22 protein-coding genes are annotated in these 24,320 nt (G+C 61.6%); 11 read left to right on the top strand and 11 right to left on the bottom strand.

The genetic code is table 11. The features are described from left to right. Nucleotides 1–109 precede the first annotated feature (109 nt). The 8 genes from BN1128_RS21655 to kbaZ are packed head-to-tail and all read right to left on the bottom strand — an operon-like array spanning nt 110 to nt 7,266. On the bottom strand, nt 110–964 hold the full coding sequence (locus BN1128_RS21655) for a tagatose bisphosphate family class II aldolase (RefSeq protein WP_042872699.1): 855 nt from the start codon (nt 962–964) through the stop codon (nt 110–112). After that, nucleotides 955–2,154 (bottom strand): N-acetylglucosamine-6-phosphate deacetylase, encoded by a 1,200-nt coding sequence (nagA, locus tag BN1128_RS21650; protein ID WP_042872697.1) that lies wholly within the window; start codon nt 2,152–2,154, stop codon nt 955–957. Before nagA ends, BN1128_RS21655 begins: the two co-directional genes overlap by 10 nt. After that, on the bottom strand, nt 2,155–2,589 hold the full coding sequence (agaF, locus tag BN1128_RS21645; RefSeq protein ID WP_042872695.1) for a PTS galactosamine/N-acetylgalactosamine transporter subunit IIA: 435 nt from the start codon (nt 2,587–2,589) through the stop codon (nt 2,155–2,157). It abuts the gene before it with no gap. A gap of 48 nt (nt 2,590–2,637) precedes the next feature. Then, the gene (gene agaE, locus BN1128_RS21640) at nt 2,638–3,516 is read right to left on the bottom strand and encodes a PTS N-acetylgalactosamine transporter subunit IID (protein WP_042872692.1); all 879 of its coding nucleotides are present in this window, start codon (nt 3,514–3,516) and stop codon (nt 2,638–2,640) included. After that, nucleotides 3,506–4,282: a PTS N-acetylgalactosamine transporter subunit IIC gene (gene agaW, locus BN1128_RS21635; protein ID WP_042872690.1), complete on the bottom strand. Its 777-nt coding sequence runs from the start codon at nt 4,280–4,282 to the stop codon at nt 3,506–3,508. The genes agaE and agaW overlap by 11 nt, the downstream gene beginning before the upstream one ends. A 15-nt stretch (nt 4,283–4,297) precedes the next feature. Beyond that, on the bottom strand, nt 4,298–4,771 hold the full coding sequence (agaV, locus tag BN1128_RS21630) for a PTS N-acetylgalactosamine transporter subunit IIB (protein WP_042872688.1): 474 nt from the start codon (nt 4,769–4,771) through the stop codon (nt 4,298–4,300). Beyond that, nucleotides 4,771–5,940: an SIS domain-containing protein gene (locus tag BN1128_RS21625; protein ID WP_042872685.1), complete on the bottom strand. Its 1,170-nt coding sequence runs from the start codon at nt 5,938–5,940 to the stop codon at nt 4,771–4,773. The genes agaV and BN1128_RS21625 overlap by 1 nt, the downstream gene beginning before the upstream one ends. A 12-nt stretch (nt 5,941–5,952) precedes the next feature. Then, nucleotides 5,953–7,266, bottom strand: a complete 1,314-nt coding sequence (gene kbaZ, locus BN1128_RS21620; RefSeq protein WP_042872683.1) for a tagatose-bisphosphate aldolase subunit KbaZ — start codon at nt 7,264–7,266, stop codon at nt 5,953–5,955. A 272-nt stretch (nt 7,267–7,538) separates the two neighbouring features. On the opposite strand from kbaZ, the gene BN1128_RS21615 reads away from it, so the two are divergent. Next, the gene (locus BN1128_RS21615) at nt 7,539–8,336 is read left to right on the top strand and encodes a DeoR family transcriptional regulator (protein ID WP_042872681.1); all 798 of its coding nucleotides are present in this window, start codon (nt 7,539–7,541) and stop codon (nt 8,334–8,336) included. Between the two features lie 69 nt (nt 8,337–8,405). On the opposite strand, the gene BN1128_RS21610 is transcribed toward BN1128_RS21615, so the two are convergent. The 3 genes from BN1128_RS21610 to barA all read right to left on the bottom strand — a co-directional run bounded on the left by BN1128_RS21610 (nt 8,406) and on the right by barA (nt 12,658). After that, nucleotides 8,406–9,332 (bottom strand): N-acetylmuramoyl-L-alanine amidase, encoded by a 927-nt coding sequence (locus BN1128_RS21610; protein ID WP_156140596.1) that lies wholly within the window; start codon nt 9,330–9,332, stop codon nt 8,406–8,408. A gap of 3 nt (nt 9,333–9,335) precedes the next feature. After that, a complete protein-coding gene (locus tag BN1128_RS21605) occupies nt 9,336–9,815 on the bottom strand; it encodes a YehS family protein (RefSeq protein ID WP_005318863.1) in 480 nt (159 codons plus the stop codon). A gap of 131 nt (nt 9,816–9,946) precedes the next feature. After that, nucleotides 9,947–12,658 carry a two-component sensor histidine kinase BarA gene (gene barA / locus BN1128_RS21600; RefSeq protein ID WP_042872678.1) on the bottom strand — a complete coding sequence of 904 codons (2,712 nt, stop codon included), beginning with the start codon at nt 12,656–12,658 and terminating at the stop codon, nt 9,947–9,949. 230 nt (nt 12,659–12,888) lie between these two features. Between barA and rlmD the strand changes: the two genes are divergently transcribed. The 10 genes from rlmD (at nt 12,889) to surE (ending at nt 24,318) form a co-directional block, all read left to right on the top strand. Continuing rightward, a complete protein-coding gene (gene rlmD, locus BN1128_RS21595; RefSeq protein WP_042872675.1) occupies nt 12,889–14,211 on the top strand; it encodes a 23S rRNA (uracil(1939)-C(5))-methyltransferase RlmD in 1,323 nt (440 codons plus the stop codon). 239 nt (nt 14,212–14,450) lie between these two features. After that, nucleotides 14,451–16,661, top strand: coding sequence for a GTP diphosphokinase (relA, locus tag BN1128_RS21590; RefSeq protein ID WP_042872673.1), 2,211 nt, complete (start codon nt 14,451–14,453; stop codon nt 16,659–16,661). 69 nt (nt 16,662–16,730) lie between these two features. Then, nucleotides 16,731–17,528, top strand: coding sequence for a nucleoside triphosphate pyrophosphohydrolase (mazG, locus tag BN1128_RS21585; protein ID WP_042872672.1), 798 nt, complete (start codon nt 16,731–16,733; stop codon nt 17,526–17,528). Between the two features lie 140 nt (nt 17,529–17,668). Next, nucleotides 17,669–19,306: a glutamine hydrolyzing CTP synthase gene (gene pyrG, locus BN1128_RS21580; RefSeq protein ID WP_042872670.1), complete on the top strand. Its 1,638-nt coding sequence runs from the start codon at nt 17,669–17,671 to the stop codon at nt 19,304–19,306. An 89-nt stretch (nt 19,307–19,395) separates the two neighbouring features. Further along, the gene (gene eno, locus BN1128_RS21575; RefSeq protein ID WP_042033763.1) at nt 19,396–20,697 is read left to right on the top strand and encodes a phosphopyruvate hydratase; all 1,302 of its coding nucleotides are present in this window, start codon (nt 19,396–19,398) and stop codon (nt 20,695–20,697) included. A 179-nt stretch (nt 20,698–20,876) separates the two neighbouring features. Further along, nucleotides 20,877–21,194, top strand: a complete 318-nt coding sequence (gene ftsB / locus BN1128_RS21570; RefSeq protein WP_042872668.1) for a cell division protein FtsB — start codon at nt 20,877–20,879, stop codon at nt 21,192–21,194. Further along, on the top strand, nt 21,187–21,873 hold the full coding sequence (gene ispD / locus BN1128_RS21565; RefSeq protein ID WP_042872665.1) for a 2-C-methyl-D-erythritol 4-phosphate cytidylyltransferase: 687 nt from the start codon (nt 21,187–21,189) through the stop codon (nt 21,871–21,873). Before ftsB ends, ispD begins: the two co-directional genes overlap by 8 nt. 168 nt (nt 21,874–22,041) lie before the next feature. Next, nucleotides 22,042–22,518, top strand: coding sequence for a 2-C-methyl-D-erythritol 2,4-cyclodiphosphate synthase (gene ispF / locus BN1128_RS21560; protein ID WP_042872662.1), 477 nt, complete (start codon nt 22,042–22,044; stop codon nt 22,516–22,518). Next, nucleotides 22,518–23,576 carry a tRNA pseudouridine(13) synthase TruD gene (gene truD, locus BN1128_RS21555; protein WP_042872661.1) on the top strand — a complete coding sequence of 353 codons (1,059 nt, stop codon included), beginning with the start codon at nt 22,518–22,520 and terminating at the stop codon, nt 23,574–23,576. Before ispF ends, truD begins: the two co-directional genes overlap by 1 nt. Continuing rightward, entirely contained in the window at nt 23,557–24,318 is a 762-nt protein-coding gene (gene surE, locus BN1128_RS21550; RefSeq protein ID WP_042872659.1) for a 5'/3'-nucleotidase SurE, read from the top strand. The genes truD and surE overlap by 20 nt, the downstream gene beginning before the upstream one ends. The last annotated feature ends 2 nt before the right edge of the window (nt 24,319–24,320 follow it).

The raw sequence follows: 24,320 nt of genomic DNA, 5'->3' as shown, positions 1-24,320 counted from the left end.
GATGATGAATGGCGGTGTGACTGGGGTGATGGGGCTTGGCGTCCTCCTGAGGCTGGCGGATTTGCGGGATCTGGTGCGGGCTCACCAGGCTGGCGAGCCCGCAGGCCGGTTACAGCTTGCCGTCGCTCATGCACATGCGGATCTTGGCGGCGACCACCTCCTCCATGGCGGCCATGGCGGGCACCAGATACTGGCGCGGATCGCTGGCATCCGGGTGGGTGGCGAGGAAGGCCTTCATGGCGTCGGAGAAGGCGATCTTCAGCTCGGTGGCCACGTTGACCTTGCAGACCCCGAGCTCGATGCAGCGGCGCACGTCCCGGTCTGGAATGCCGGAGGCGCCATGCAGCACCAGCGGAATGGAGACTCGGTCCCGGATGGCGGCGAGGCGATCGAAGTCGAGGCGCGGCTCCTCTTTGTAGAGGCCGTGAGCCGTGCCGATAGCCACGGCGAGGGAGTCGATGCCGGTGCGCGCCACGAACTCGGCCGCCTTGTCCGGATCGGTCAGGTGGGCGTTGGCGGCGTCCACTATCAGGTCATCCTCCTGCCCGCCAAGCTGGCCCAGCTCGGCCTCCACGCTCGCCCCCATGCGGTGGCAGAAGGTGACGACCCGCTGCACTTTGGCGACGTTCTCCTCGAACGAGAGGTGGGAAGCGTCGATCATGGCGGAGTGGATGCCGGATTCGACCTTGAAGTGGATATCCTGTTCATCCTCGTGGTGGTCCAGGTGCAGCACCAGCGGGATGCGGTACTGGTGGGCTGCCGAGGCGCAGATGGAGACCAGATATTCGACCCCCGCATGGCGATAGGTGCCCGGTGTGGCGGCCAGGATGACGGGGGATCTCAGCTGGGCGGCGGTGTGGGCCACCACCTCGACGGTTTCCAGGTTGTGGATGTTGAAGGCCGGTACCGCATACCCGCGGCGCTGGGCATCCTTGAGCATTTCGTGGGACGAGATCAGATACATGAGGACTCCTTGGCGCCTTGAGTGGCGTCTTGTTCAGAGAAAGAGGCGGGGGCGCTGGCGGGAGTTATCTCCCTGCCGGCGACCCAGATATGTTGCTGGTAGAGTGCTGGTGTGAGGGCGAGCAGGTTGGCCCGTTTGCCGACGGCCAGCGAGCCGAGTTGGTCATCAATGCCGAGCATGCGAGCGGGAGCCAGCGACGCCATCTGGATCGCGTCTGCAAGGGGCACCCCGGCCAGATGCACCATGTTGCGCACGGCCCCGATCAGGGTGAGGGTACTGCCCGCCAGGCCGCCAGTGGCGGTGCGTACCACCCCATTTTTCATCTCCACCCGGTAGTCACCGAGCAGGTAGTGGCCGTCCGGCATGCCGGCGGCGCGCATGGCATCCGTGATGAGCAGCAGGCGATCCCCGGCGCAGCAGTGGCACAGCTTGAGTACGGTCGGATGCACATGATGGCCGTCGGCGATGAGCTCCAGCCAGGCGGTGGGATGCACCAGACCGGCCCCCACCATGCCGGGTTCCCTGTGGTGCAGTCCGCGCATGCCGTTGAAACAGTGCACCAGGCCGCTCGCACCGGCCGTCAGTGCCGCCTGTGTAGTGTCGTGGTCGGCGGCGGAGTGACCCAGCATGACCCGGATGCCGGCCGCCTTGAGGTGGCAGATGGCCGCCAGGGCATTGGCTTTCTCGGGGGCGAGGGCGACAACCTTCAGGGTGCCACGCGCCTGACGCTGCAACTGTGCCAGCTCCGCCAGGTCGAGTTCCCGGAACAGCGCCGGATCGTGGGCGCCCTTGTTGTCGGGGGTGAAGTAGGGCCCCTCCAGGTAGCTGCCGAGCAGCTGGGCGCCCGGCATGCCGCTCTCCATGGCATCGGCGACCCTATTCAGGGCGCGTGCTATGGCGGGTAGCGGAGCGGTAACCGTGGTGGCGAGGAAGGCACCGACCCCTTCCGCCGCCTTGGCGAGAGAAAGCCTGGCCAGCACGCCGGCCTCCTCGTCCATCACATCGACACCGGCCCCGCCGTGAACGTGGCCATCGATGAGGGCGGGCACCAGCAACTCGACCTCCCGCACCGGATCGTCAGCCGGTATGGGGGCTATGGCGGTGATGATGCCGCCCTCATGGGTAAGCACTTGATGTTCGAGCCAACCCTGCTCGGTCAGCAGGCGACGGGCACGGATCCGTGTTGCCATCTAGATACCCTCCTCGACCCGCGCTTCGGCCCGCTCGCGCGCCAGCTCGTCCACCAGACTGGTGAGGCCGCGATGACCGCAGCACAGGGCTTGCTCGCGAAACTGGGACGGGGTCAGCTCGCCGCGATCCATGGTCATCTCCAGCAGCAGCTGCAGATTGGTGCCGGTCACGACTTCCCGGTCTGGCTGGCGCAGCGCCAGGGTAGAGGCGACCCGAAACGGGGTGCCGCCCAGCAGATCGGTCAGAAAGACCACGCCGTCGCCACGGTCGACCCAGGCCAGCGCTGCCTCGCACTGGCTCTGCAGCAGGGCCGTGGTGGAGGACTCGGGAAAGTCGATGGCGACTACCGCCTCCTGCTCGCCGAGGATCTGGATCATGGCCTGCTCCATGCCGCTGGCAAAGCCGCCATGACCGCAAATGATGATGCCCAACATAAGGTGTTCCTTTACTGCAAAGGGGGCCGGCCTGTCGCCGGCACCGGATTAGAGGAAGCCTGCAAACTTGCCGACGATACCGAGAACGACCGTGATGACGATGAGGCGCAGCGGACTCCAGCCGCGGCGGATCAGCGCATACATGGCCAGGGTGTAGATCAGCGGCAGGAAGGCCGGCATCAGCTTGTCGAGCACGTCCGCCTGCAGTTTCACCACCGCATCACCGGCGGTGATCTCCAGGGTGGTGTCGAGCCGCACATAGGTGGCGACCAGGGCGCCGATCACCGTCATGCCGACGATGGAGGCGGCATGCCCCACCTTGCGGGTGTTGGCCTTGATGAGCGGAATGGCGGCGACCCCCATGCGGTAGGCGTAGTGCGCCAGCCCGAAGCGCAGGCCGAAGTGCACCACATTGAACAGCAGGAAGAAGAACACGGCGCCCATGATGGAGCCCTGCAATGCCAGATCGGCACCGATACCGCCGCAGATGGGCAGCAGGGTGAGCCAGAACATGGCATCCCCGATCCCGCCCAGCGGTGCGCCGACCGCAATCTTGGTGCTCTGTATGCTGTTGACGTTCTGCTTTGAGCGCTCCATCGCCAGCACTATGCCCATCACGAAAGTGACCAGGAAAGGGTGGGTGTTGAAGAAGCCCATGTGCCCCTTCATGGCCCGGGAGAGATCATTGGGGTTGGTGTGGATCTTCTGCAGCGCCGGCAGCAGGCCGTAGAGCCAGCCGGAAGCCTGCATCCGCTCGTAGTTGAAGGAGGCTTGCAACAGCAGGGAGCGCAAGGCGAAGCGATTGATGTCCTGGCGGGTCAGCTCGGCCCCCAGTTGCTGATCTTCGTAGACGTCGTCGGAGACGGCGCGGGTCGGTTGTTGCTCGGCCGCCGGGGCGATCTGCCGGGCTGTGTTGTTAGATACCATCTTCAGTTTCCTCCTGGGTGGGGCGGGCTTGCGGCGCCGGGTCCTTGCGCATGAAGTCGATCAGGGCCATGGCCAGAGCGGCTGCGGCTATGGCCAGCACAGGCAGCTTGAGCCAGGCGGCGGCGACGAAGCCGAGGATGAAGTAGGGGATGTAGACGTTCTTCATCATGATCTTGAGCAGCACGGCGAAGCCGATGGCGGGCATGATGCCGCCGGCGACCCCGAGGCCGTCGATGAGGCGGGCGGGCAGCACGTCGATGGCGGTCTTGGCGTGTTCTGCCCCGAAGTAGGTGGGCATGAAGGCGCACAGGAAGTAGAAGGTGCCGAGCGCCAGCAGGGCAAGGTAGTTGACCCGCTCTATGCCACGGGTATCGCCTGCCTCCGCCATACGGTCACAGCGGGACATGACCCCCGACATCACCGAGAAGAGGAAGGTGATCCCCATCTGGACCGCGACCGCGAAGGGGACTGCGACCCCGACCGCCACATCCGGCTTGACCCCTGTGGTGATGGCGAAGGTGGCACCGACTATGGTGCCTATGATGACGTTGGGCGGTTGCGCCCCCGCCAGCGGCGCCAGCCCCATCCAGACCAGCTCCAGGGTGCCGCCCACCAGTATGCCGGTGGGTAGGTCGCCGAGGATCAGGCCCACCAGCGGACCCAGTACCACGGGCCTGTGGAAGTGAGTCAGGCCGTTGAACAGGTCAAGTCCGGCGAAGAACGCCAGAATGCCCAGCAAGAGCCCTTGCAATAAACTGATTTCCATCACAATTGTCCTTAATCAGATCAGGTTGAAAATGTCCTGTGCCGGTTCGGTCGGCACTCCCTGGACAAAGCACTCGACGTGGGCGTCCTGCAGGGCGCGAAACGCCGCTATGTCCGTCTCATCCACGGATACCGTCTTGTGGATCTGACGCTTGCCGTCGGCGTAGTGCATGTTGCCGACGTTGATGCGGGGGATGGGCACGCCCCCCGCGACCAGGGTGCGAAAATCCGTCGGGTTCTTGCACACCAGCAATATCTTCTGGCGATCGGCGGCCTTGCCTATGTTGTCGATCACCTTCTGCAGTGGCCAGAAGCGCACCGCTATCCCCTCCGCCAGCACCATCTCCATCAGGTTCTGCTGTATGGGGTCTTCCGCCACCTCGTCATTGGCCACCAGCACCAGGTTGGCGCCGGCAAACCCGACCCATTGCACCCCGACCTGACCGTGGATCAGCCGCTCGTCGATACGGCTCAGCACTATGTTGGGCATCAGACGCCTCCTTGCTGGTTGAACGGATAGATGTTGACGCCCTGCACGACCCGGTTGACCCGGCCGCTCGGGCAGGGGTTGTCAGGTGTAATGCCTAACAATAGCGCGGTGTGGAAGGCGTAAAACTGGGCGTAGAGCAGGTAGCAGAGCGCCAGTTCGGCATCGTCGCCGTTGAGGGGGGTGGGCAGATAGATGTGCTCGCCGGCCGCGATGAGCGGATCCGGCCGATCGGCCAGGGCGACGACCCGGGCGGCGTGGCCGTCCTGGCGCAGCTCGGTGAGCAGGTCCAGATCGTACTGGCGAGTGTAGGGATCGTTGGAGATCATCAGCACTATCAGGGTCTGGCGGTTGACGGCCGACTTGGGCCCGTGGCGAAAGCCGGTGGGGGAGTCGTACATGGCCATCAGCTGACCCGCGGTGAGCTCAAGCAGCTTGAGTGCCGCCTCCTGGGCCACCCCCTGCAGGCTGCCGCTGCCGAGGTAGATGACCCGCTCTGGCAGTGGTTGATTCCATTCGGGAACCCGTAGCTCAGCCTGGGGCAAAATGGCTTCCCCCAGGGCGATGAGCGGCTGGCAGGCGGCAGGATTGAACTGGCGCGGCAGGAACACCGCCAGGCAGCTCAGCATCATGCTGGTCAGGCTGCTGGTCATGGCAAAGCTGCGGTCGTGGGTCTGGGGTGGCATCAGCAGCGCCAGGGAGCGGGCATCTTTCTGGCAACGACGATAGAGTTCCCCTTCGCCGTTGCAGGTGAGCACCAGGTGGTGGCATTCGCTCAGCAGCTGGCTGGCCAGTTCGACGGCGGCCACGCTCTCCGGGCTGTTGCCGGAGCGGGCGAAGGAGATGAGCAGGGTCGGGCAATCCTGCGCCAGGTATTCGCCAGGGTCTGTGACTATGTCGGTGGTGGCGATTGCCTCGAAGCGGCCATTGAGTCTGGCGCAGAGGTAGGGCGCCAGAGCCCGGCCGGCAAAGGCGGAGGTGCCGGCGCCGGTCAGGATCACCCGCAGGTTGCCCCGCGACAGCAGGGGCAGCAGGAAGTGTTCTATGGTGGCGCGGCACTCCTCCACCATGGTGAGAGTCTCCCGCCAGGCGGCGGGTTGCTGCCGGATTTCGCGGGCGGTGGCCAGGCCGTTGGCCCTGCGCAGTGTCTCTTCTGGATAACCGAGGATCATCTCTACAACTCCTTATGCAACCGGGGTGAGCCGGGAATGACTGGCGGGGGTGGTGCCACAGGCCTGGGCGTATTGGCGCAGCACCTCCTGCACTTGATCGAGAATGAGGTCGTGGGCCTTGGCCGACAGCGTGCCCTGGCGTACCTTGCGGTATTGCAGCGGCAGATGCTGGCTGAGCAGCGGCAGGGGAATGGGCTCGGCGGCCAGGTTGGCGATCAGCCGGGCGTAGCAGTCGTCGACCCGGCTGTCGGGCCAGTAGTAGCGAATGCGGTCGGAATAGCTGTAACCGCGGGCCAGCCGGCACTCGTTGGCATTGCCCTGATAGTGACTGCGCCAGAAGTCGGGGCGATCCAGCATTGTCTCCTCCAGCACCTGGCGCAGGCCCGAGCAGGCACGGGCAACCACCAGCTCCTCCTCGATGGCGGCGAGGGCGAACAGCGCCTCCCGCAGGGCGAAGGTGAGGGCCGGGCCGACCTTGAGGATGGCGAAGTGATCGCGCACCAGCTGGCAGTAGGCTTGCGGGGTCTGGTAGTCGGTGGAGTGCGCCTCGAACACCAGATGGGGATAGGCTTCGATCATCCGGCTGAGGGGGGCGGCCTTGTCGGATCGATAGTCGATGACATGGGTGTGGTCGAACTCCACCCCGGGTTGCACCACCAGGCCGATCACCCGTGGCCAGATGGCGTCGAGTCCGATCCTGGCAAAGGCTTGCTGGTGAGTGCTCAAGGTATGGCGGGCGGCTTCCGGTGTGGTCACGGCCAGCTCGGCCAGCGTCTCATGGGCGCCGCCCGGTACCGGTACCTCTGTGCCTATCACATAGACCAGGTCGCAGCAGCCAAACTCGGCCTGGCAGGTCTGCTCGGCGACCAGGGCCAGCCGCGCGGCTCGCTCGGCGACCAGCTCATCGGGGAGCGGCACTGGATCCCCCAGGCAGGACATGCTGCAATCGAGGTGGATCTTCTTGAAGCCGGCGGCGACATAGCTGGCGATCAGCACCTCGGCGTGTTCCATGGCTTGCTCGGCTGGCTCCCCCTGCCAGCGGTTGGGGCCCAGGTGATCCCCCCCCAATACCAGTCGTTGCAGGGGAAAATTGCACTCGGCGGCGAGTCGATGCAGGCGATCGCGAAAATCCACCGGCGTCATGCCGGTATAGCCGCCGAATTGATCCACCTGATTGGAGGTGGCCTCGACCAGCAGCAGATCATCCCCTTGTACCGCCAGCCGCAGGGCGGCCTCCAGCACCAGCGGGTGGGCAGAGCAGACGGCATAGATCCCGACTGCTTCCCCCTGCTTGTGTCGTGCGATCAGTGCCAGCATTGATTTCATTTCCCTCTTCCTTATGGCTGAATGCGATCTTTATCTTTCGATTTCTTTCTTTACCCTAGGCATCTCGCCCCTTAAACGAAACAAAAGCGTGCTCATATCTTGAGCAAGATCACAAAAAGAAATGAATAGAAAGGTTTTTGGCATTCAAGAAGAGTCTTGTGAGGCTTTTAAAATCAATGAAAGCTTGATTTGGCATAAAGGCTGAGTGTTAATAGGCAAACGTAACGAAGTGAAAGGCTAGGTTTTCATCACAGCACTCCGGCAGAGAAATTATGCAAACAACCGAAAAAAACGTGCTTGGCACCAGCGAGCGGCGGGAACGCATCATTCAGCAACTACGCAGCAATGGCAGTGTCCAGGTCAACGAGCTGGCCAGTCACTATCAGGTATCCACAGTCACTATTCGCAACGATCTGGCGTTTCTGGAGAAACAGGGGGTGGCAGTACGCGCCTATGGTGGTGCCCTCTTGTGCGAACCGAATCAGGCGATGCCCGAGCGCACCATAGCCGACAAGAGCATGCTCAATACCCCGGTCAAGCAGCGTATCGGTGCCATGGCGGCGAGCCTGGTGCAGGCCGGGAGTCGGCTCATTCTCGATTCGGGAACTACCACTCTGGAGGTGGCGCGTCACCTGCGCGAGCACCAGGAGATAGTGGTGATGACCAACGGCATGAACGTGGCAAATGCCCTGCTGGAAGCTGAGGGGGTGGAGTTGCTGATGACGGGGGGGCACCTGCGCCGCAAGTCGCTCTCTTTCTACGGCGCCCAGGCGGATCTGTCCCTGCAGAACTACCACTTCGATCTGCTGTTTCTCGGGGTGGATGGCATCGATCTGGAGCGCGGCGTCAGCACCCATCATGAGGATGAGGCGCGCCTCAACCGCTGTATGTGCCACGTGGCCGAGCGCATCATAGTGGTGACCGATTCCAGCAAGTTTGGTCGGTTGAGTCTGCACAAGATCGTCGACACCCGGCGGATCCACACCCTGATCACCGATGATGCCATTGCGGCCGAAACCCTGGCCGGGCTGCGCCAGGCGGGGATAGAGGTGTTGCTGGTTGCGGCCTGAACCTGCTGCAAACAGAGAGTGCGAAAGAGGGACGCCATGGCGTCCCTCTTTCGTTGTCAGGAGAGATGCTCAGCCCGGCTCGGGGAAGTAACGTTCCAGCAGGGCAGTGAGGATGGCCTGGCTCTGCTCGTCGGGCTCGCCGCTGACCAGGGCCGGACGGAAATGGAGCTGGAAGGCGCGCAGGGCGGCGCGGCTCTGCTCGTCCCAGGCGCCGCTTGGGGTGACCCCATAGCCGTAACGGGCGAGTTGCTGCTGCCAGGTGAGGGCATCCCAGGCGGGGGCCGGTTGTTGGCGCAGGGCTGTGACTCTGGCCTCGTCGGGCCAGGCGCCGACCCCGTAGTCCAGGGCGAGCTCGCGCCAGGGGAAGTGGGGGCCGGGATCTTGCTTGCGTTCGGGGGCGACATCGCTGTGCGCCAGCACCTGGGTTGGCGGTATTTGATAGCGCAGCACCAGCTTCTGAGTGAGGGCGCCGATGGCGGCGATCTGCGCCTGGGTGTAGGGCTGCCAGCGCCGCTGGTGGGCGGGTAGCAGCTCATCTTCCGGCGGATAGCCCAGATTGACGATTTCGATGCCGAGGGAGCTGGCGTTGAGCCCCGCATACTGGTGCCAGCGACTGCGGCCCGCATGCCAGGCACGCTGGCTGTCGGGTACCAGCTGGTAGACGGGTAGCGGTGTCTGGTCGGTGTCGCGGGGGATCAGGTAGTGAGCGCTCACCTGATGGGCCGGTTCGGTCAGCAGGCGCAGTGAGTGGGCGTCGTCCTCATCCGTGTAGTGCAGGATCAGAAAGGCGATGCGTTCATTCTGGTTGGCGCTGGGGTAACGGGAAGAGAGCTGATAGGGGGCAGGCTGGCAGGCGCTCAGCAGCAGTATGAGGCAGAGTGGCCACAACCGCAGCCACCTGGCCCCGTTCAGACCCGAATCGGGAAGGCGCGACGGCCAGCGCCACCCTCTGGCCAGCGAGAGGTGGGCTGACAGTGAGCGGAAACGCTGGCCCATGACTCAGGCGCGGTACTTGGCGGTGAGGCCGATGAGGAAGTTGCGCAGGATCTGATCCCCGCAATCCTGGTAGTGCTTGTGATCCTTGGAGCGGAACAGGGCACTCAGTTCGGACTTGGAGAGGTTGAAATCGGCGAGCTTGAGCGTGCCGAGCATGTCCTCTTCCTTGTAGTTCAGGCCGATGCGCAGCTTGCGCAGTATCATGTTGTTGTTGATCCGGTTCGGGATCACCTGGGCCGGGGCATCTTCCCGCACGCCACGGCGCGCTATGATGAAGCCGTCGAGGAACTGGCTCAGGGCTGCATCGGGACAGGCGACATAGCCCGCTTCTTGCTCTTCCCCTTCAGCCGCCTCTTTCATCAGCCAGCTGTGCAACTGGGCGTGAGTGACCGTCAGATTGCCTTTGGCAAACATCTCGACCATCTGGTCATTGCTGATGGTGAGCGCGTAGCGCAGACGGCGCAGAATATCGTTGTTGGTCATGTTGACTCCTGTAGAAACGGCGCAACTTTATCATTTGGCGGGCCCCGCGTCAGAAAAAGCGGGGTTGGCCCTGTCAGGAAAAGGGTGCAAGGGGTCGCAGCCAATGGCGGGCTGCCCTGCATCCCGCTCATTCAGGCGAGGTAGCGTGGCGTCTCCTGACGCACCTGCTCCATCGCATCCTGCAACTCCAGCAATTCGGGCTCCAGCTCGCTGACCGGCACCCCGTCGCGCAGCTGCTGCTCCAGCTGGGAAAGCAGCCGTTGCAGGCCGGGCACCCCGGAATAGGCGCAGCCGCCGTTGAGGCGATGCAGCTGGGCCAGTACCTCGGCATCCTCCACCTGACCGGTGAGGGCCGCCTCCAGCACGGGATCCACCTCGTCGAAACTGGCCATCAGCATGGTCAGCATCTCTTTGGCAAGATCCAGTTTGCCGGCCGCCTGGCGCACCGCCAGCGCCCAATCTATTTGCTGATCCGCGTGGTTCTGGTGGCGCCTATGGGCGAAGTCGGTGATGAGCTGGGCCAGCATGCTCTCGTCGATGGGCTTGGCCAGATAGTCATCCATCCCCTGCCGGATCAGGCGCTCCCGCTCGCCGGGAATGGCGTGGGCGGTCACCGCCACGATCGGCGTCTCGGTGTTGAGGGACTGGCTGCGTATCGCCTGGGTGGCGCTGATGCCATCCATAATCGGCATCTGTATATCCATGAAGATGATGTCGAATGGCTGGCTCTGGGCCAGTCTGACCGCCTCCTTGCCGTTCTTGCACACCACCACCTGGCTCACCATCTCCTTTAGCATGGCGGCGATCAGCTTGAGATTGGCCGCATTGTCGTCCACCGCCAGCACCTTGATCGCCTGCACACTGCGCGGGGAGGGGGCGGGCAGCGGCGCGCTCTTGGCTGCCTCGGGGGAGAGCAAGGCGTGCAGCAGCTTGCGGTGGTTGGTGGGCTTGGAGAGACAGTGCTGGGCGCCGTGGGCCAGCATGGCGTCATAGAGCGCGGGCTCGTGGCTGCTGAGCAACACTATGGTGTTCTGCTGGCCGTCCAGCGCGTCGAGGCGGGCGATCACCTGCTGCGGAGTGTGCAGTGTGCTGCTGCCGATGATCACCATGTCCTGATTGCTCATCTCGGGCCAGATGGTGTCGATGGCGAGAGATTGCACATCCAGCTGCCATTCGGCCAGCAGAGCACACAGGGAAGAGTGGCTGAAGGGATCCGGCTCCAGCAGCCAGACCCGCTTGCCCTGAATGCGATCCAGCGGCAGCTTCTCGGTCTGGGGCAGGGGAGAGACGTCCAAATCCAGGCTGAAGGAGAAGACGGAGCCCTTGCCCAGCTCGGATTCGAAACGGATCTGGCCCCCCATCTGCTGTACCAGCTTCTGGGTGATGACCAGACCCAGGCCCGTGCCGCCATAACGGCGCGAGATGGAGGAGTCGGCCTGATTGAAGGCCTGGAACAACTGGCGCTGCTGCTCTTCCGAGATGCCAATACCGGTATCGCGGATCAGTACGTTGAGCCGCACCTTGTTGCCGTTGCTGCTGCCGGTTTGCTCGATGTGCACATCCACGTTGCCGCGCTCGGTGAACTTGATGGCGTTGCCGGCGAGGTTGGTCAGCACCTGCTGCAGGCGCATGGGATCGCCAGTGAGATAGTCCGGCACCTCGGCATCTACTTGCAGGGATAGTTCGAGCTGCTTGTCGTGAGCACTGGGGCCGAGCAGGTGCATGGTCTCGTTGAGGGTGTCGCGCAGGCTGAACGGGATATGCTCCAGCTGCAGCTTGCCCGCCTCCAGCTTGGAGAAGTCGAGGATGTCGTTGATGATGCCAAGCAGGTTGCGGGCTGACTTCTCTATGGTCTGCATGTAGTCGGTCTGGCTCGGTGTCAGCGCCGTCTTGAGCAGCTGGCGGGTGAAGCCGATGACGCCATTGAGCGGGGTGCGCAGCTCGTGGGACATGTTGGCGAGGAACTCGGACTTGACCCGCGCCGCCTCCTGCGCCCGCTTCTTGGCCATGTCGAGCTCGACGTTCTGGATCTCTATCTGTTCAAGTGTCTCCCGCAGATCCGATGTCGCCTGATCGATGTTCTGCTGCATCTCCTCGTGATATTCCGAGAGCGCCTTGGCCATGGCGTTGATGCCGTTTTTCAGCATGTCCAGCTCGCCGGTAAGCTGGCCGCTGACCCGGGTGTCGAGCCGCCCCTCCCTGATCTTGTGCACCGCCTGCACCATGTCGGTGATGGGCTGGGTCACGCTCTTGACCAGCCTGAAGCCGAACAGGGTGCTGACGGCGATGCCGATGAGCACCATGATCACCGCGAAGAAGGTGTCGCGATACTGCAGGATCATGGCCCTGTCTGTGGTCATCTGCATGGAGATGTAGCCGATCATGGGCGGCTCCACGTCGCTGGGCAGCGGGAAGCCATCCATGCTGGTCTCGGCCTGGATCGGGGTGCGCAATATGATGTCGTCGCCGTACAGGGTGACGCTGGTCAGCTCGGGGATCTGGCTGCCATCGGGCAACCGCAGCCGGGTGAAGTCCCTGTGATAGTTGGACGTCACGAACAGCTGGTTGTCCTGGGTGAAGACGGCGATGGACTTGATGAGCGGCGAATTCTTGCGGTGGGTCAGACCAATCAGCCGCTTGAGCGACTCCCGGCTGTGCTGGGTCATGCCGTATTCACTGGCGATGGCCAGCGGTTCTATGATGTTGATGCCCTGATCAATCAGGTTGTTTTCCAGCTGCTGGTAGCGGTGGAAGGTGAAATAGCCGGCCATCAGGCCGCCAATGATCAGGGTCGGCAATATGGTAAAGGCCAGCACGCGGGCTCGAAGGCCGTACTTGGTCATGCGGATAGTCCCCCGAAGAGCAGGGCGGGCAAGATTGTCAATGACAGGGCATGAGCGCGCAGGCCGGATTGGGTCATGCGGATAGCCCCCCGATCATCAGGGTTGGCAATAGGGCAAACGACAGTGGGCGGGCCCGCAGGCCGGATTTGGTCATACTATTATTCTTGTGGGACAATAGCCTGCTGCAGATTCCATAATCATGACATAGCCACCTATAGGCACCAAGTTTTATGGCCCAGTTTTTCAAGCCCCAAAAGAAATCCACCCAGCCCCAACGTATTGAATTTACGGTAGACAGTCTGGATCACCACTGCGTCGGTATCGGCCGTCATCAGGGCAAGGCGATCTTCATCGAAGGGGCACTGCCCGGCGAGCAGGTCAAGGCCCGTATCCTTGAAGACAAGAAGCAGTATGCTCACGCCGCCTTGCAACAGATAGTGACCCCGGTGGCGAACCGCATTGCCCCCTTCTGCAACCACTACCGCGAGTGCGGTGGCTGCAATGCCCAGCACCTCGGCGAAGCGGATCAGCAGGCCGCCAAAGAGGCCGGGCTGGTCAGCCTGTTCGAACGACTGGGGCAGATCAAGGCGCCAGTGCTGGAGCCCGTGCTGACAGGGGAGTCTCGCGCCTATCGCCGGGTCTGCCGGCTGGCCATCAAGTTTGACAAGAATGGCCGCTGCACGCGGGTCGGTTTTCGTCGTCGCCAATCCAACGACCTGGTGGAGATTGAGGGTTGCCCCGTGCTGGCCGAGCCGCTCTCTGCCCTCATAGTGCCGCTGCGCGAATGCCTCAATCGCCTCAAGAGCCAGCGTGAGCTGGGCCATGCGGAGCTTATCCAGGCAGAGCAGGGGATCATGATGCTGCTGCGCCACACGGGTCGTCCCAACGAAGCGGATCGCGCCCTGTTGGTGGCGTTTGCGCAGGCGCAGGGAATAGACCTTTACCTGCAGGCGGCCGATGAACGCATCGAGCCGTTGCATCAAGTATTCCAGCCATCCTATTCACTGGATGGCCTGTCTCTTGCATTCGCTCCCGGTGATTTCATTCAGGTCAATGGCCCCATCAACCAGAGCATGGTGGCCCAGGCGCTGGCGTGGCTCGGGGCGAGCAAGGATGACAAGGTGCTGGATCTGTTCTGCGGCATCGGCAACTTCACCCTGCCACTAGCCCGTCAGGCCCGTGAAGTGGTGGGTGTCGAAGGGGATCTGGCCATGGTGGCCCGCGCCGAGGAGAACGCCCGTCGCAATGGCATCGACAATGCCCGTTTCTACAAGGCGGACTTGAGCGGTGACATAGTCGGGATGTCCTGGGCGCGGGAAGGGTTCGATCTGGTGCTGCTGGATCCGGCTCGCCCCGGTGCGCTGGAGGTGATGGGTCACGTCGTGAAACTTTCACCCAAGCGAGTGGTCTACGTTTCCTGTAACCCGGTCACCCTGGCCCGTGACAGTCAGGTACTGGTGAAAGGGGGCTACCGACTGGTGCGCCTGGGGATGCTCGACATGTTCCCGCACACGGGGCATCTCGAGTCAATGGCGCTGTTTGAGCGGGGCTAAGCAGAGGATGTCCGGATGTTCCGTCGCTGCGGCCATCTGGACGCCATTGCGCTGTTTGAGCAGTAATGATTGAGGTAATCTAGACCCTCGTAAATCGGCAGGGCCTGTTGGAGAACTCTATTGTCTTTATTGACAATATGCCTTGAAAAGTTCTCCAGATATCCCCATTTGAGGCAGTCTCATCAGGTGAGGGGGAGGAAGCGGCAGCTTTCGGCCCAATAATTTAAAGGATTGATACCATGGTTGCGGTTCGCGATATTCATTTGAAAGACAACTTCACCCTGGAAGAGTGGGTCAGCTCGCTCTCCTTAAGTGACAGTGACAAGGATCAGTTGCGAACCGTCTACCAGTACTGTCTGACGCTCGGTGACGAGGCGCTCACCAACCGTCTGCTGGTGCGTGGTGTCGAGATGGCGGGTATTCTGCTGATGCTCAGCATGGATCTCGGCACCCTCAAGGCCGCCATCATCTACCCCTTCGTCGAAGCCGGCCTCATCAGCCAGGAGCGGATGGACGAAGACTTCGGTCCCAAGATCGCCAAGCTGGTGGAAGGGGTGCTGGAGATGGAAGCCATCCGCTCCCTGCAGACCCTGCACCGCAGCGAGACTTCGCCGGAGCAGGTCGACAATGTGCGGCGCATGCTGCTCGCCATGGTCGAGGATGTGCGCGCAGTTGTCATCAAGCTGGCGGAGCGTATCGCCTGCCTGCGGGAAGCGAAGAAGGCGGATGAAGAGACCCGGGTGCTGATGGCCCAGGAGATCACCAACATCTATGCGCCGCTCGCCAACCGGCTCGGCATAGGTCAGCTCAAATGGGAGCTGGAAGATCTCGCCTTCCGTTACCTGCACCCGGACACCTACAAGCAGATCGCCAAGCAGCTGGACGAGAAGCGCCTCGACCGGGAGCGCTACATCCGCGAGTTCGTGCAGTCTCTGCGCGACGGGCTGAAAGAGGCGGGGGTCGAGGCCGAGGTTTACGGGCGTCCGAAACACATCTACAGCATCTGGCGCAAGATGCAGAAGAAGCACCTCGAATTCAACGAACTGTTCGACGTGCGTGCCGTGCGTGTGGTGACCAAGCGGCTGCAGGATTGCTACGCGGCGCTCGGCATAGTCCATACCCATTTCCACCATATTCCCCGCGAGTTTGACGACTATGTCGCCAACCCGAAACCCAATGGTTACCAGTCCATCCACACTGTCGTGGTGGGGCCAGAGGGCAAGACGGTGGAGATACAGATCCGTACCGACCAGATGCATCAGGATGCCGAGCTGGGCGTGGCTGCTCACTGGCGTTACAAGGAAGGGGCGCAGGCCGCCAACAAGGCCAACAACTTTGAAGACAAGATCGAGTGGCTGCGCAAGCTGCTCGCCTGGCAGGAAGATCTCTCCGAAAGCGGATCCCTGCTCGAAGATCTGCGCAGTCAGGTATTCGAGGACAGGGTCTATGTGTTCACCCCGAAAGGGGATGTCATCGACCTGCCGGCGGGGGCCACCCCACTCGATTTTGCCTATCACGTCCACAGCATGATCGGCCACCGCTGCATCGGTGCCAAGATTGACGGCCGCATAGTGCCGTTCACCTACGCGCTGCAGACCGGCGATCAGGTGGAGGTGATCACCCAGAAGGAGCCGAACCCGAGCCGCGACTGGATGAACCCCAACTCCGGCTTCCTGCGTTCCAGCCGCGCACGGGCCAAGGTGGCCACCTGGTTCAGAAAGCTGGATCGGGACAAGAACATAGCCGCCGGCAAGGAGCTGTTGGAGAAGGAGCTGGACAGGCACAACCTGACCCTCTCCAAGGTGGACAAGGTGGTGCTCGAGCGTTTCCACGCCGAGGAGCTGGAAGACCTGCTGGCCGGTATCGGCAGCGGCGACATCCGCATCAACCAGCTGCTCAACTACCTGGACACCCGTTACAACAAGCCGACGGCTGAGGAAGAAGATCGCCGTGTGCTGGAAAGGCTGGAGCAGAAGGCCAATACCCCGTTCCGGCCCAAGCCCAAGGATCACATAGTGGTGGAAGGGGTCGGCAATCTGATGACCCACATCGCCCGCTGCTGCCAGCCCATTCCGGGCGACACCATTCAGGGCTTCATCACCATGGGGCGCGGGGTGTCCATCCACAGAGATGATTGCGAGCAGCTCAAGGAGCTCTCCCGTCGCAACCCGGAGCGACTGATCGATGCTGTGTGGGGGGAGAACTACTCGGGTGGTTATGGCCTCACCATTCGCATCCTCTCCAACGATCGCTCGGGTCTGCTGCGGGACATCACCACAGTGCTGGCCAACGAGAAGATCAACGTGATGGGAGTGCGCTCGCGCTCCAACGTGCGCGAGCAGACTGCCGAGATCGACATGGAGCTGGAGATTTACAACATCAACGCCTTCAACCGGGCGTTGGCCAAGCTCAGCCAGCTCAACGACGTGATCAGCGCCAAGCGCCTCTGATGCTCAGCGACCGGCCCTGGGTGGCCGGTCGCTTTTCCCCTGTTTGAACGACTTGAAAGCGAATCTCCCATGTCCCAACGTTACGACCTGCCTCAACTGCTCGATATCATGTCTCGCCTGCGCGACCCGCAAGAGGGTTGCCCCTGGGATCTCAAGCAGAGCTTCCAGACCATAGTGCCGCACACGCTGGAAGAGGCTTATGAGGTTGCCGATGCCATCGAAACCCGCGATTGGCAGGGATTGAAGGGGGAACTCGGCGATTTGCTGTTCCAGGTGGTCTTCTACGCCCAGCTTGGCAAGGAGCAGGGGCTGTTCGATTTCGCCGATATCGTGGATACGGTGAGCGAGAAGCTCATTCGCCGTCATCCCCATGTGTTTTCCGATGCTGATCTCGGTGACGAGCAGGCGGTGAAGGTGAACTGGGAGGCCGAGAAGGCCAGGGAGCGGGCCGCGCTCGACAAGGAAAGCGTGCTGGATGACATTCCGCTCGCGCTGCCGGCCCTGACCCGCGCCGCCAAGATCCAGAAACGCTGCGCCACCGTCGGTTTTGACTGGAAAACCCTGGGGCCTGTGGTGGACAAGATCCACGAAGAGATCGACGAAGTGATGGAAGAGGCGCTGATGGCCGACGTGGACGAGGCGCGGGTGAGCGATGAGCTTGGCGATCTCTTGTTTGCCACCGTCAATCTGGTGCGTCACTTGGGCAAGGATCCGGAGCAGGTGCTGCGGGGCGCCAACGCCAAGTTCGAACGTCGCTTTCGTCAGGTTGAGCAGTTTATCGCCGCGGAAGGGCTGAAAATGACCGATTGCTCACTGGAAAAGCTGGACGCAGCCTGGGACAAGGCCAAGGAAACCGAACAAAGTTGATTTGGCGCAAGATGAGGGAGCGGTGAGCCTGATAGATTTTTGTTCATTGTTTGGGAGAGGGGGTTTTGGTATACTGTTTCCCCGTCCTGCTTCATCCCCGAAGCACCCCTTAAATTCCCTAAACTTCTTTCAGGTTCAGCATGACGACAAAATATATTTTTGTAACTGGTGGCGTTGTTTCATCCCTCGGCAAAGGCATTGCCGCAGCTTCTCTGGCAGCCATTCTGGAAGCCCGTGGTCTGGATGTGACCATCATGAAACTGGACCCCTATATCAACGTGGATCCGGGCACCATGAGCCCGACCCAGCACGGTGAAGTATTCGTAACCGAGGACGGGGCCGAAACCGATCTGGATCTGGGCCACTACGAGCGTTTCATCCGCACCAAGATGACTCGCCGCAACAACTTTACCACTGGCCGCATTTACGCCGACGTGCTGCGCAAAGAGCGCCGTGGCGACTATCTGGGCGCCACCATTCAGGTCATCCCGCACATCACCAACGCCATCAAGGAGCGGGTGATTGCCGGTGCCGAAGGCCATCAGGTTGCGATCGTCGAAGTGGGCGGTACCGTGGGCGACATCGAGTCCCTGCCGTTCCTCGAGGCCATTCGTCAGCTGGCTGCCGAAGTGGGCCGTAACAGCGCCATGTTCATGCACCTGACCCTGGTGCCTTACCTGGCCGCCGCCGGCGAGGTGAAGACCAAGCCGACCCAGCACTCCGTGAAAGAGCTGCTCTCCATCGGGATCCAGCCGGATGTGCTGATCTGCCGCTCCGACCGTGCCATTCCGGCCAATGAGCGTGCCAAGATTGCCCTGTTCTGCAACGTGCCTGAGCGCGCCGTCATCTCCATGAAAGACGTCGACTCCATCTACAAGATCCCGGCCCTGCTCAAGTCCCAGAATCTGGATTCCTACTTCACCGAGCGTTTCGGTCTGGAGTGCAAGGAGGCTGACCTGTCCGAGTGGGAGCAGGTGGTCTTTGAAGAGGCCAACCCGACTGCGGAAGTGACCATCGGCATGGTCGGCAAGTATGTCTCCCTGCCGGATGCCTACAAGTCCGTCAACGAGGCGCTCAAGCACGGTGGCCTCAAGACCCGTCTCTCCGTCACCATCAAGTACATCGACTCCCAGGACATCGAGACCCGTGGTTCCGAGCTGCTGGAAGGCCTGGATGCGATCCTGGTACCAGGTGGCTTCGGTGAGCGCGGCGTGGAAGGCAAGATCCAGGCGGCCCAGTATGCCCGTGAGAACAAGATCCCTTATCTGGGTATCTGCCTCGGCATGCAGGTTGCCATGATCGAATTTGCGCGCAACGTGGCGGGCATGACAGGGGCTCACTCCTCCGAATTCAAGAAAGATTGCGCCTATCCGGTCGTCGGTCTCATCACCGAGTGGGTGGATGACGAAGGCAACGTCGAGACTCGTACCGAGAAGTCCGATCTGGGCGGCACCATGCGTCTTGGCTCCCAGCTCTGCCATCTGGTCGAAGGTTCCAAGGTGCGTCAGATGTACGGCAGCCCGACCATTTACGAGCGCCACCGTCACCGTTATGAAGTGAACAACAAGCTGCTGCCGCAGATTGAAGCGGCAGGTCTGAAAGTGACCGGTCTCTCCGCCGACAAGAAACTGGTGGAAATTATCGAGATCCCGGATCACCCTTGGTTCGTGGCGGCGCAGTTCCACCCGGAGTTCACCTCGACTCCTCGTGATGGCCATGCCCTGTTCGCCGGTTTTGTGAAGGCGGCAGGCGAGTATCAGAAGCGTAATCTGAAGTAATTGAAAATAAATGCGGTTGAGGCTCTGTGCCACAGCCGCTTTTTTTGGCATATTTTTGTTGTTTTTTTACGAAACCTGAGGAAATACACATGTCCAAGATCGTTAAAGTGATCGGTCGTGAAATCATCGACTCCCGTGGTAACCCGACCGTTGAGGCCGAAGTTCACCTAGAAGGTGGTTTTGTTGGTATGGCAGCCGCTCCGTCTGGCGCGTCCACCGGTTCCCGCGAAGCGCTGGAACTGCGTGACGGCGACAAGAGCCGTTTCCTGGGTAAAGGCGTTCTGAAAGCCCTCGCCGCCGTCAACGGCCCGATCGCTCAAGCTCTGCTGGGTAAAGATGCCAAGGACCAGGCTGCTATCGACCAGATCATGATCGACCTCGACGGCACCGAGAACAAATCCAAGTTTGGCGCTAACGCCATCTTGGCTGTTTCCCTGGCCAACGCCAAAGCCGCCGCTGCTGCCAAAGGCCTGCCGCTGTACGCTCACATCGCCGAGCTGAACGGTACTGCCGGTGTTTACTCCATGCCGCTGCCGATGATGAACATCATCAACGGTGGTGAGCACGCCGACAACAACGTCGACATCCAGGAGTTCATGATCCAGCCGGTTGGCGCCAAGACCCTGAAAGAAGCCGTTCGCATGGGTGCCGAAGTGTTCCACAACCTGGCCAAAGTGCTGAAGTCCAAGGGCTACAACACTGCAGTGGGTGACGAAGGTGGTTTCGCTCCCAACCTGAAATCCAACGCCGAAGCGCTGGAAGTGATCGCCGAAGCCGTTGCCGCTGCTGGTTATGTACTGGGTAAAGACATCACCCTGGCCATGGACTGCGCTGCTTCCGAGTTCTACGACGCCGAGAAGAAAGAGTACAACCTGAAGGGCGAAGGTCGTATCTTCACCTCCAACGAGTTCTCCGACTACCTGGCTGACCTGACCACCAAGTTCCCGATCGTCTCCATCGAAGATGGCCTGGACGAATCTGACTGGGACGGTTTCGCTTACCAGACCAAAGAGCTGGGCAAAAAGATCCAGATCGTGGGTGACGACCTGTTCGTAACCAACACCAAGATCCTGAAGCGCGGCATCGACAACGGCATCGCCAACTCCATCCTGATCAAGTTCAACCAGATCGGTTCCCTGACCGAAACTCTGGCTGCCATCAAGATGGCCAAAGACGCTGGCTACACTGCCGTCATCTCCCACCGTTCCGGTGAGACTGAAGACGCGACCATCGCCGACCTGGCCGTGGGTACCGCAGCTGGCCAGATCAAGACCGGTTCCATGAGCCGTTCTGACCGTGTTGCCAAGTACAACCAGCTGATCCGTATCGAAGAAGCTCTAGGTGCCAAAGCTCCTTTCAACGGTCTGAAAGAAGTGAAAGGTCAGGCTTAATTCCAGCTCGCCCTTAATCTGCTCAAAGCCCCGCCAATCTGGCGGGGTTTTTTCGTTTCCGTCATCGCCGGGGGCGGTTTCTGCATTTTTTATTCCGGCCCACCCGATCCGGGACACAGGCTTCCTTTTGTCTTGCCTGCGAATATGGGAAACTAGGCCGCTTGAAGGAGACTCAGTGCATGCGGCTACTCACTCTTATCCTGCTCTTCCTGTTGGGAGGGCTTCAATATGACCTCTGGTTGGGGAAGAATGGCCTGTCCGATTATCACGAATTGTCCGACGCCATCTCCCGGCAGCAACAGGACAATCTGGTACTCAAGGATCGCAACAACCTGATTTATCGCGAGATTGACGATCTGACCTCGGGCCTCGAGGCCATAGAGGAGCTGTCGCGCAACGATCTCGGCTACATCAAGCAGGGCGAGACCTTCTACCGGATCATCCCCAAGGATAAGGACAAGGGCTCCAGCTCGGGAGACGCAGCCTACGATGACTGATCGCCAGACCGGGCTGACCGCCATAGTCCCCGCCGCCGGGATTGGCAGCCGGATGGGCGCCGATTGTCCGAAACAGTATCTGCAACTGGCGGGACAGACCATTCTCGAGCATACCCTCGGCGCCCTGCTGTCACACCCGGCCATCGCTCGGGTGATAGTGGCGCTGGCGCCCCACGATCGCTGGTTTGATGCCCTGCCCGTTGCGACCGACCCGCGTGTCCTACGGGTAGAGGGGGGCGCCGAGCGCGCCTTTTCCGTTGTCAATGCGCTGCATGTGGCAGAGGGGGGGTGGGTGCTGGTGCACGATGCCGCCCGTCCCTGTCTGACCCACGGCGATCTCGACCGGCTCATCGCCACCGCCATCCCGTGTGGTGGCGCCATTCTCGGCAGCCGGGTACGTGACACCATGAAGCGTTCAGACGCCATGGGCAACATACTCGGCACCGTTGATCGCGAGCAGCTCTGGCATGCCCTGACGCCGCAGATGTTCCCCACCCATACTCTGCTGCGGGCGCTGGAGGAGGGGTTGGCCTTGGGGGCCACCATTACCGACGAGGCCTCCGCCATGGAGCGTGCCGGTTTCACCGTGCGCATGGTGGAAGGGCGTGCCGACAACATCAAGGTGACCCGGCCGGAAGATCTTTCTCTGGCGGGGCTGTTTTTAAGCCAGCAGGCATAAGTCGATACACCCAGACAAGGAGCGAGCATGATCCGGATGGGACATGCAGTTGAGGTGCACAAGGTTTGGGTGGATGAGTCTCCTGCCTGTTTGGAGGATGTCAGGCCGATCTTGAGGTGAACAAGGTTTAGGCGGAGAAGTTTCCTGCGTGTTTGGAGGATGTCAGGCGTGATACGAATTGGACATGGTTTTGATGTACACAAATTTGGTGGGGTTGGTCCCTGCATGCTGGGTGGCGTCGCCGTGCCGTATGAACAGGGCCTGCTGGCCCACTCCGACGGTGATGTGGTACTGCACGCGGTGAGCGATGCCCTGCTTGGCGCCATAGGCGCCGGTGACATAGGCCGCCACTTTCCGGATACCGCGGCGCAATTCAAGGGGATCGACAGCCGGATCCTGCTGCGGGACGTGTTTGCCAGAGTAAAAAAGGCGGGTTATGCCATCGGCAATCTGGACGTGACCATCATAGCCCAGGCCCCCAAGATGGCGCCCCATATCGATGCCATGTGCGCCGTGCTGGCCGCCGACCTGATGTGTGATTTGAACCGGGTGAATGTCAAGGCGACTACCACAGAACAACTCGGGTTTACGGGGCGCAAGGAAGGGATCGCCACCGAAGCCGTCGTCTTACTGGTGAAACAATAATGTTGGAACAACTCAGTTATCTGCACGGAGCGCCCGTCGCCCGTGGCATCCTCAAGGCCGAGGCCAGTGATTTCGTGGTGGTTGAGGATCTCGGCTTCGAGCCCTGCGGCGAGGGCGAACACATTTTCGTGCGGGTGCGCAAAACCGGCGAGAACACCGCCTGGGTGGCGGGCCTGCTGGCCGATGCGGCCGGGGTCAATCGCAATGCTGTGACTTGGGCTGGCCTCAAGGATCGCCATGCCGTGACCGAGCAGTGGTTCGGCATTCACCTGCCGGGCAAGAGCGAGCCGGATCTCTCGGTCATCCAGAGCGACAGCATCCAGATCTTGCAAGCCAGGCGTCACAACCGGAAATTGCGGGTTGGTTACCTCAAGGGCAACCACTTCACCCTGCGTCTGACCGGGCTGGAACAGACCGAGGGACTGGCGTCACGCCTGCAGGCCATCGCCAGTCAGGGAGTGCCGAACTATTACGGCGAGCAGCGTTTTGGTCGTGGTGGCAACAACCTGGAAGCGGCCAAGGCGATGTTTGCCGGCAAGCGGATCAATGATCGCAACAAGCGCTCCCTCTACCTCTCCGCCGCCCGCAGCATGCTGTTCAATGCCATCGTCAGCGCCCGTATCGAGCAGGGGCTGGCTCATCAGCTGCTGGCCGGTGATTGCGTGATGCTCAAGGGCAGCCACTCCATCTTCAGCGAAGAGTTGCTGACCCCGGAGCTGGAGGCGCGTCTCGCCTCCGGTGACGTGCAGCTGACTGCCCCCCAGTGGGGCCGTGGCCGGCTGGCGAGCCAGGGGACGGCGGCCGAGTTCGAGCAGGGAGTGCTTGCCGCTTACCCTGAATGGTGCGCAGGTCTGGAGAAGGCCGGGCTGGATCAGGACCGCCGCCCGCTCCTGCTCAAGCCGGAACAGATGAGCTGGCAACTGGACGGCGATGTCTTGACCCTGTCGTTCTTCCTGCCGGCCGGTGCCTTTGCTACCAGCGTGGTACGCGAATTAATGCAGGCCGAAGAGGCCGATCATGGTTTCAGGAATCAGTCCGATGCGAATTCTGGTCAGTAATGACGATGGCGTGCATGCCGAGGGGATCCGAGCCCTCAGCGCTGCGCTGACGGCCTGTGGCGAAGTCATAGTGGTGGCGCCGGATCGCAACCGCAGCGGCGCGAGTCACTCCCTGACGCTGGAGGTGCCGTTGCGGGTTACCCGTCTCAGCGAAACCGGTTTTAATGGGATCGAGAGCTATGCGGTGAAGGGGACGCCGACCGACTGCGTGCATCTGGCGGTCAACGAACTGGTGCGCCCTGAACCCGACATGGTGGTGGCTGGCATCAACCACGGTGCCAACCTGGGGGATGATGTCATCTACTCGGGCACGGTCGCGGCGGCTACCGAAGGGCGTCACCTCGGCTTTCCCTCGCTGGCCATCTCGCTGGTAGGCAAGACCCATTTCGCCAGCGCGGCCCACTATGCGGCCCTGCTGGTGAAGGGCATGATGGTGCACCCGCTGCCTGCCGATCAGATCCTCAACGTCAACGTGCCGGACCTGCCCCTCGATCAGATCAAGGGGATCAGGGTGACTCGCCTTGGCAACCGTCATCGGGCGGAATCTGTGATCTGCAGCGAGGATCCCCGTGGTCAGCCCATCTACTGGATCGGCCCCCCCGGCAGCCAGCAGGATGCGGGAGAAGGCACGGATTTCGCCGCCATCGAGCAGGGCTACGTCTCGATCACCCCCCTGACCATCGATATGACTGCCTACAGCAGTCTGGCGGGTCTGGGGGCTTGGTTAGACCTGCAGGGATGAAG

This window comes from Aeromonas piscicola, from assembly GCF_000820005.1.
Lineage (GTDB): Bacteria > Pseudomonadota > Gammaproteobacteria > Enterobacterales > Aeromonadaceae > Aeromonas > Aeromonas piscicola.
The sequence above is the reverse complement of the archived record's forward strand: the minus strand, read 5'-3'. Positions and strand labels throughout refer to the sequence as shown.

Coding starts and splice junctions, on each gene's coding strand:
- surE (WP_042872659.1), top strand. CDS start 23,557: ATGCGAATTCTGGTCAGTAATGACGATGGCGTGCATGCCGAGGGGATC.
- BN1128_RS21655 (WP_042872699.1), bottom strand. CDS start 964: ATGTATCTGATCTCGTCCCACGAAATGCTCAAGGATGCCCAGCGCCGC.
- pyrG (WP_042872670.1), top strand. CDS start 17,669: ATGACGACAAAATATATTTTTGTAACTGGTGGCGTTGTTTCATCCCTC.
- mazG (WP_042872672.1), top strand. CDS start 16,731: ATGTCCCAACGTTACGACCTGCCTCAACTGCTCGATATCATGTCTCGC.
- rlmD (WP_042872675.1), top strand. CDS start 12,889: ATGGCCCAGTTTTTCAAGCCCCAAAAGAAATCCACCCAGCCCCAACGT.
- relA (WP_042872673.1), top strand. CDS start 14,451: ATGGTTGCGGTTCGCGATATTCATTTGAAAGACAACTTCACCCTGGAA.
- agaV (WP_042872688.1), bottom strand. CDS start 4,771: ATGCCCAACATAGTGCTGAGCCGTATCGACGAGCGGCTGATCCACGGT.
- ftsB (WP_042872668.1), top strand. CDS start 20,877: ATGCGGCTACTCACTCTTATCCTGCTCTTCCTGTTGGGAGGGCTTCAA.
- BN1128_RS21605 (WP_005318863.1), bottom strand. CDS start 9,815: ATGACCAACAACGATATTCTGCGCCGTCTGCGCTACGCGCTCACCATC.
- BN1128_RS21610 (WP_156140596.1), bottom strand. CDS start 9,332: ATGGGCCAGCGTTTCCGCTCACTGTCAGCCCACCTCTCGCTGGCCAGA.
- barA (WP_042872678.1), bottom strand. CDS start 12,658: ATGACCAAGTACGGCCTTCGAGCCCGCGTGCTGGCCTTTACCATATTG.
- agaE (WP_042872692.1), bottom strand. CDS start 3,516: ATGGTATCTAACAACACAGCCCGGCAGATCGCCCCGGCGGCCGAGCAA.
- truD (WP_042872661.1), top strand. CDS start 22,518: ATGTTGGAACAACTCAGTTATCTGCACGGAGCGCCCGTCGCCCGTGGC.
- BN1128_RS21615 (WP_042872681.1), top strand. CDS start 7,539: ATGCAAACAACCGAAAAAAACGTGCTTGGCACCAGCGAGCGGCGGGAA.
- BN1128_RS21625 (WP_042872685.1), bottom strand. CDS start 5,940: ATGATCCTCGGTTATCCAGAAGAGACACTGCGCAGGGCCAACGGCCTG.
- agaF (WP_042872695.1), bottom strand. CDS start 2,589: ATGTTGGGCATCATCATTTGCGGTCATGGCGGCTTTGCCAGCGGCATG.
- kbaZ (WP_042872683.1), bottom strand. CDS start 7,266: ATGAAATCAATGCTGGCACTGATCGCACGACACAAGCAGGGGGAAGCA.
- nagA (WP_042872697.1), bottom strand. CDS start 2,154: ATGGCAACACGGATCCGTGCCCGTCGCCTGCTGACCGAGCAGGGTTGG.
- eno (WP_042033763.1), top strand. CDS start 19,396: ATGTCCAAGATCGTTAAAGTGATCGGTCGTGAAATCATCGACTCCCGT.
- agaW (WP_042872690.1), bottom strand. CDS start 4,282: ATGGAAATCAGTTTATTGCAAGGGCTCTTGCTGGGCATTCTGGCGTTC.
- ispD (WP_042872665.1), top strand. CDS start 21,187: ATGACTGATCGCCAGACCGGGCTGACCGCCATAGTCCCCGCCGCCGGG.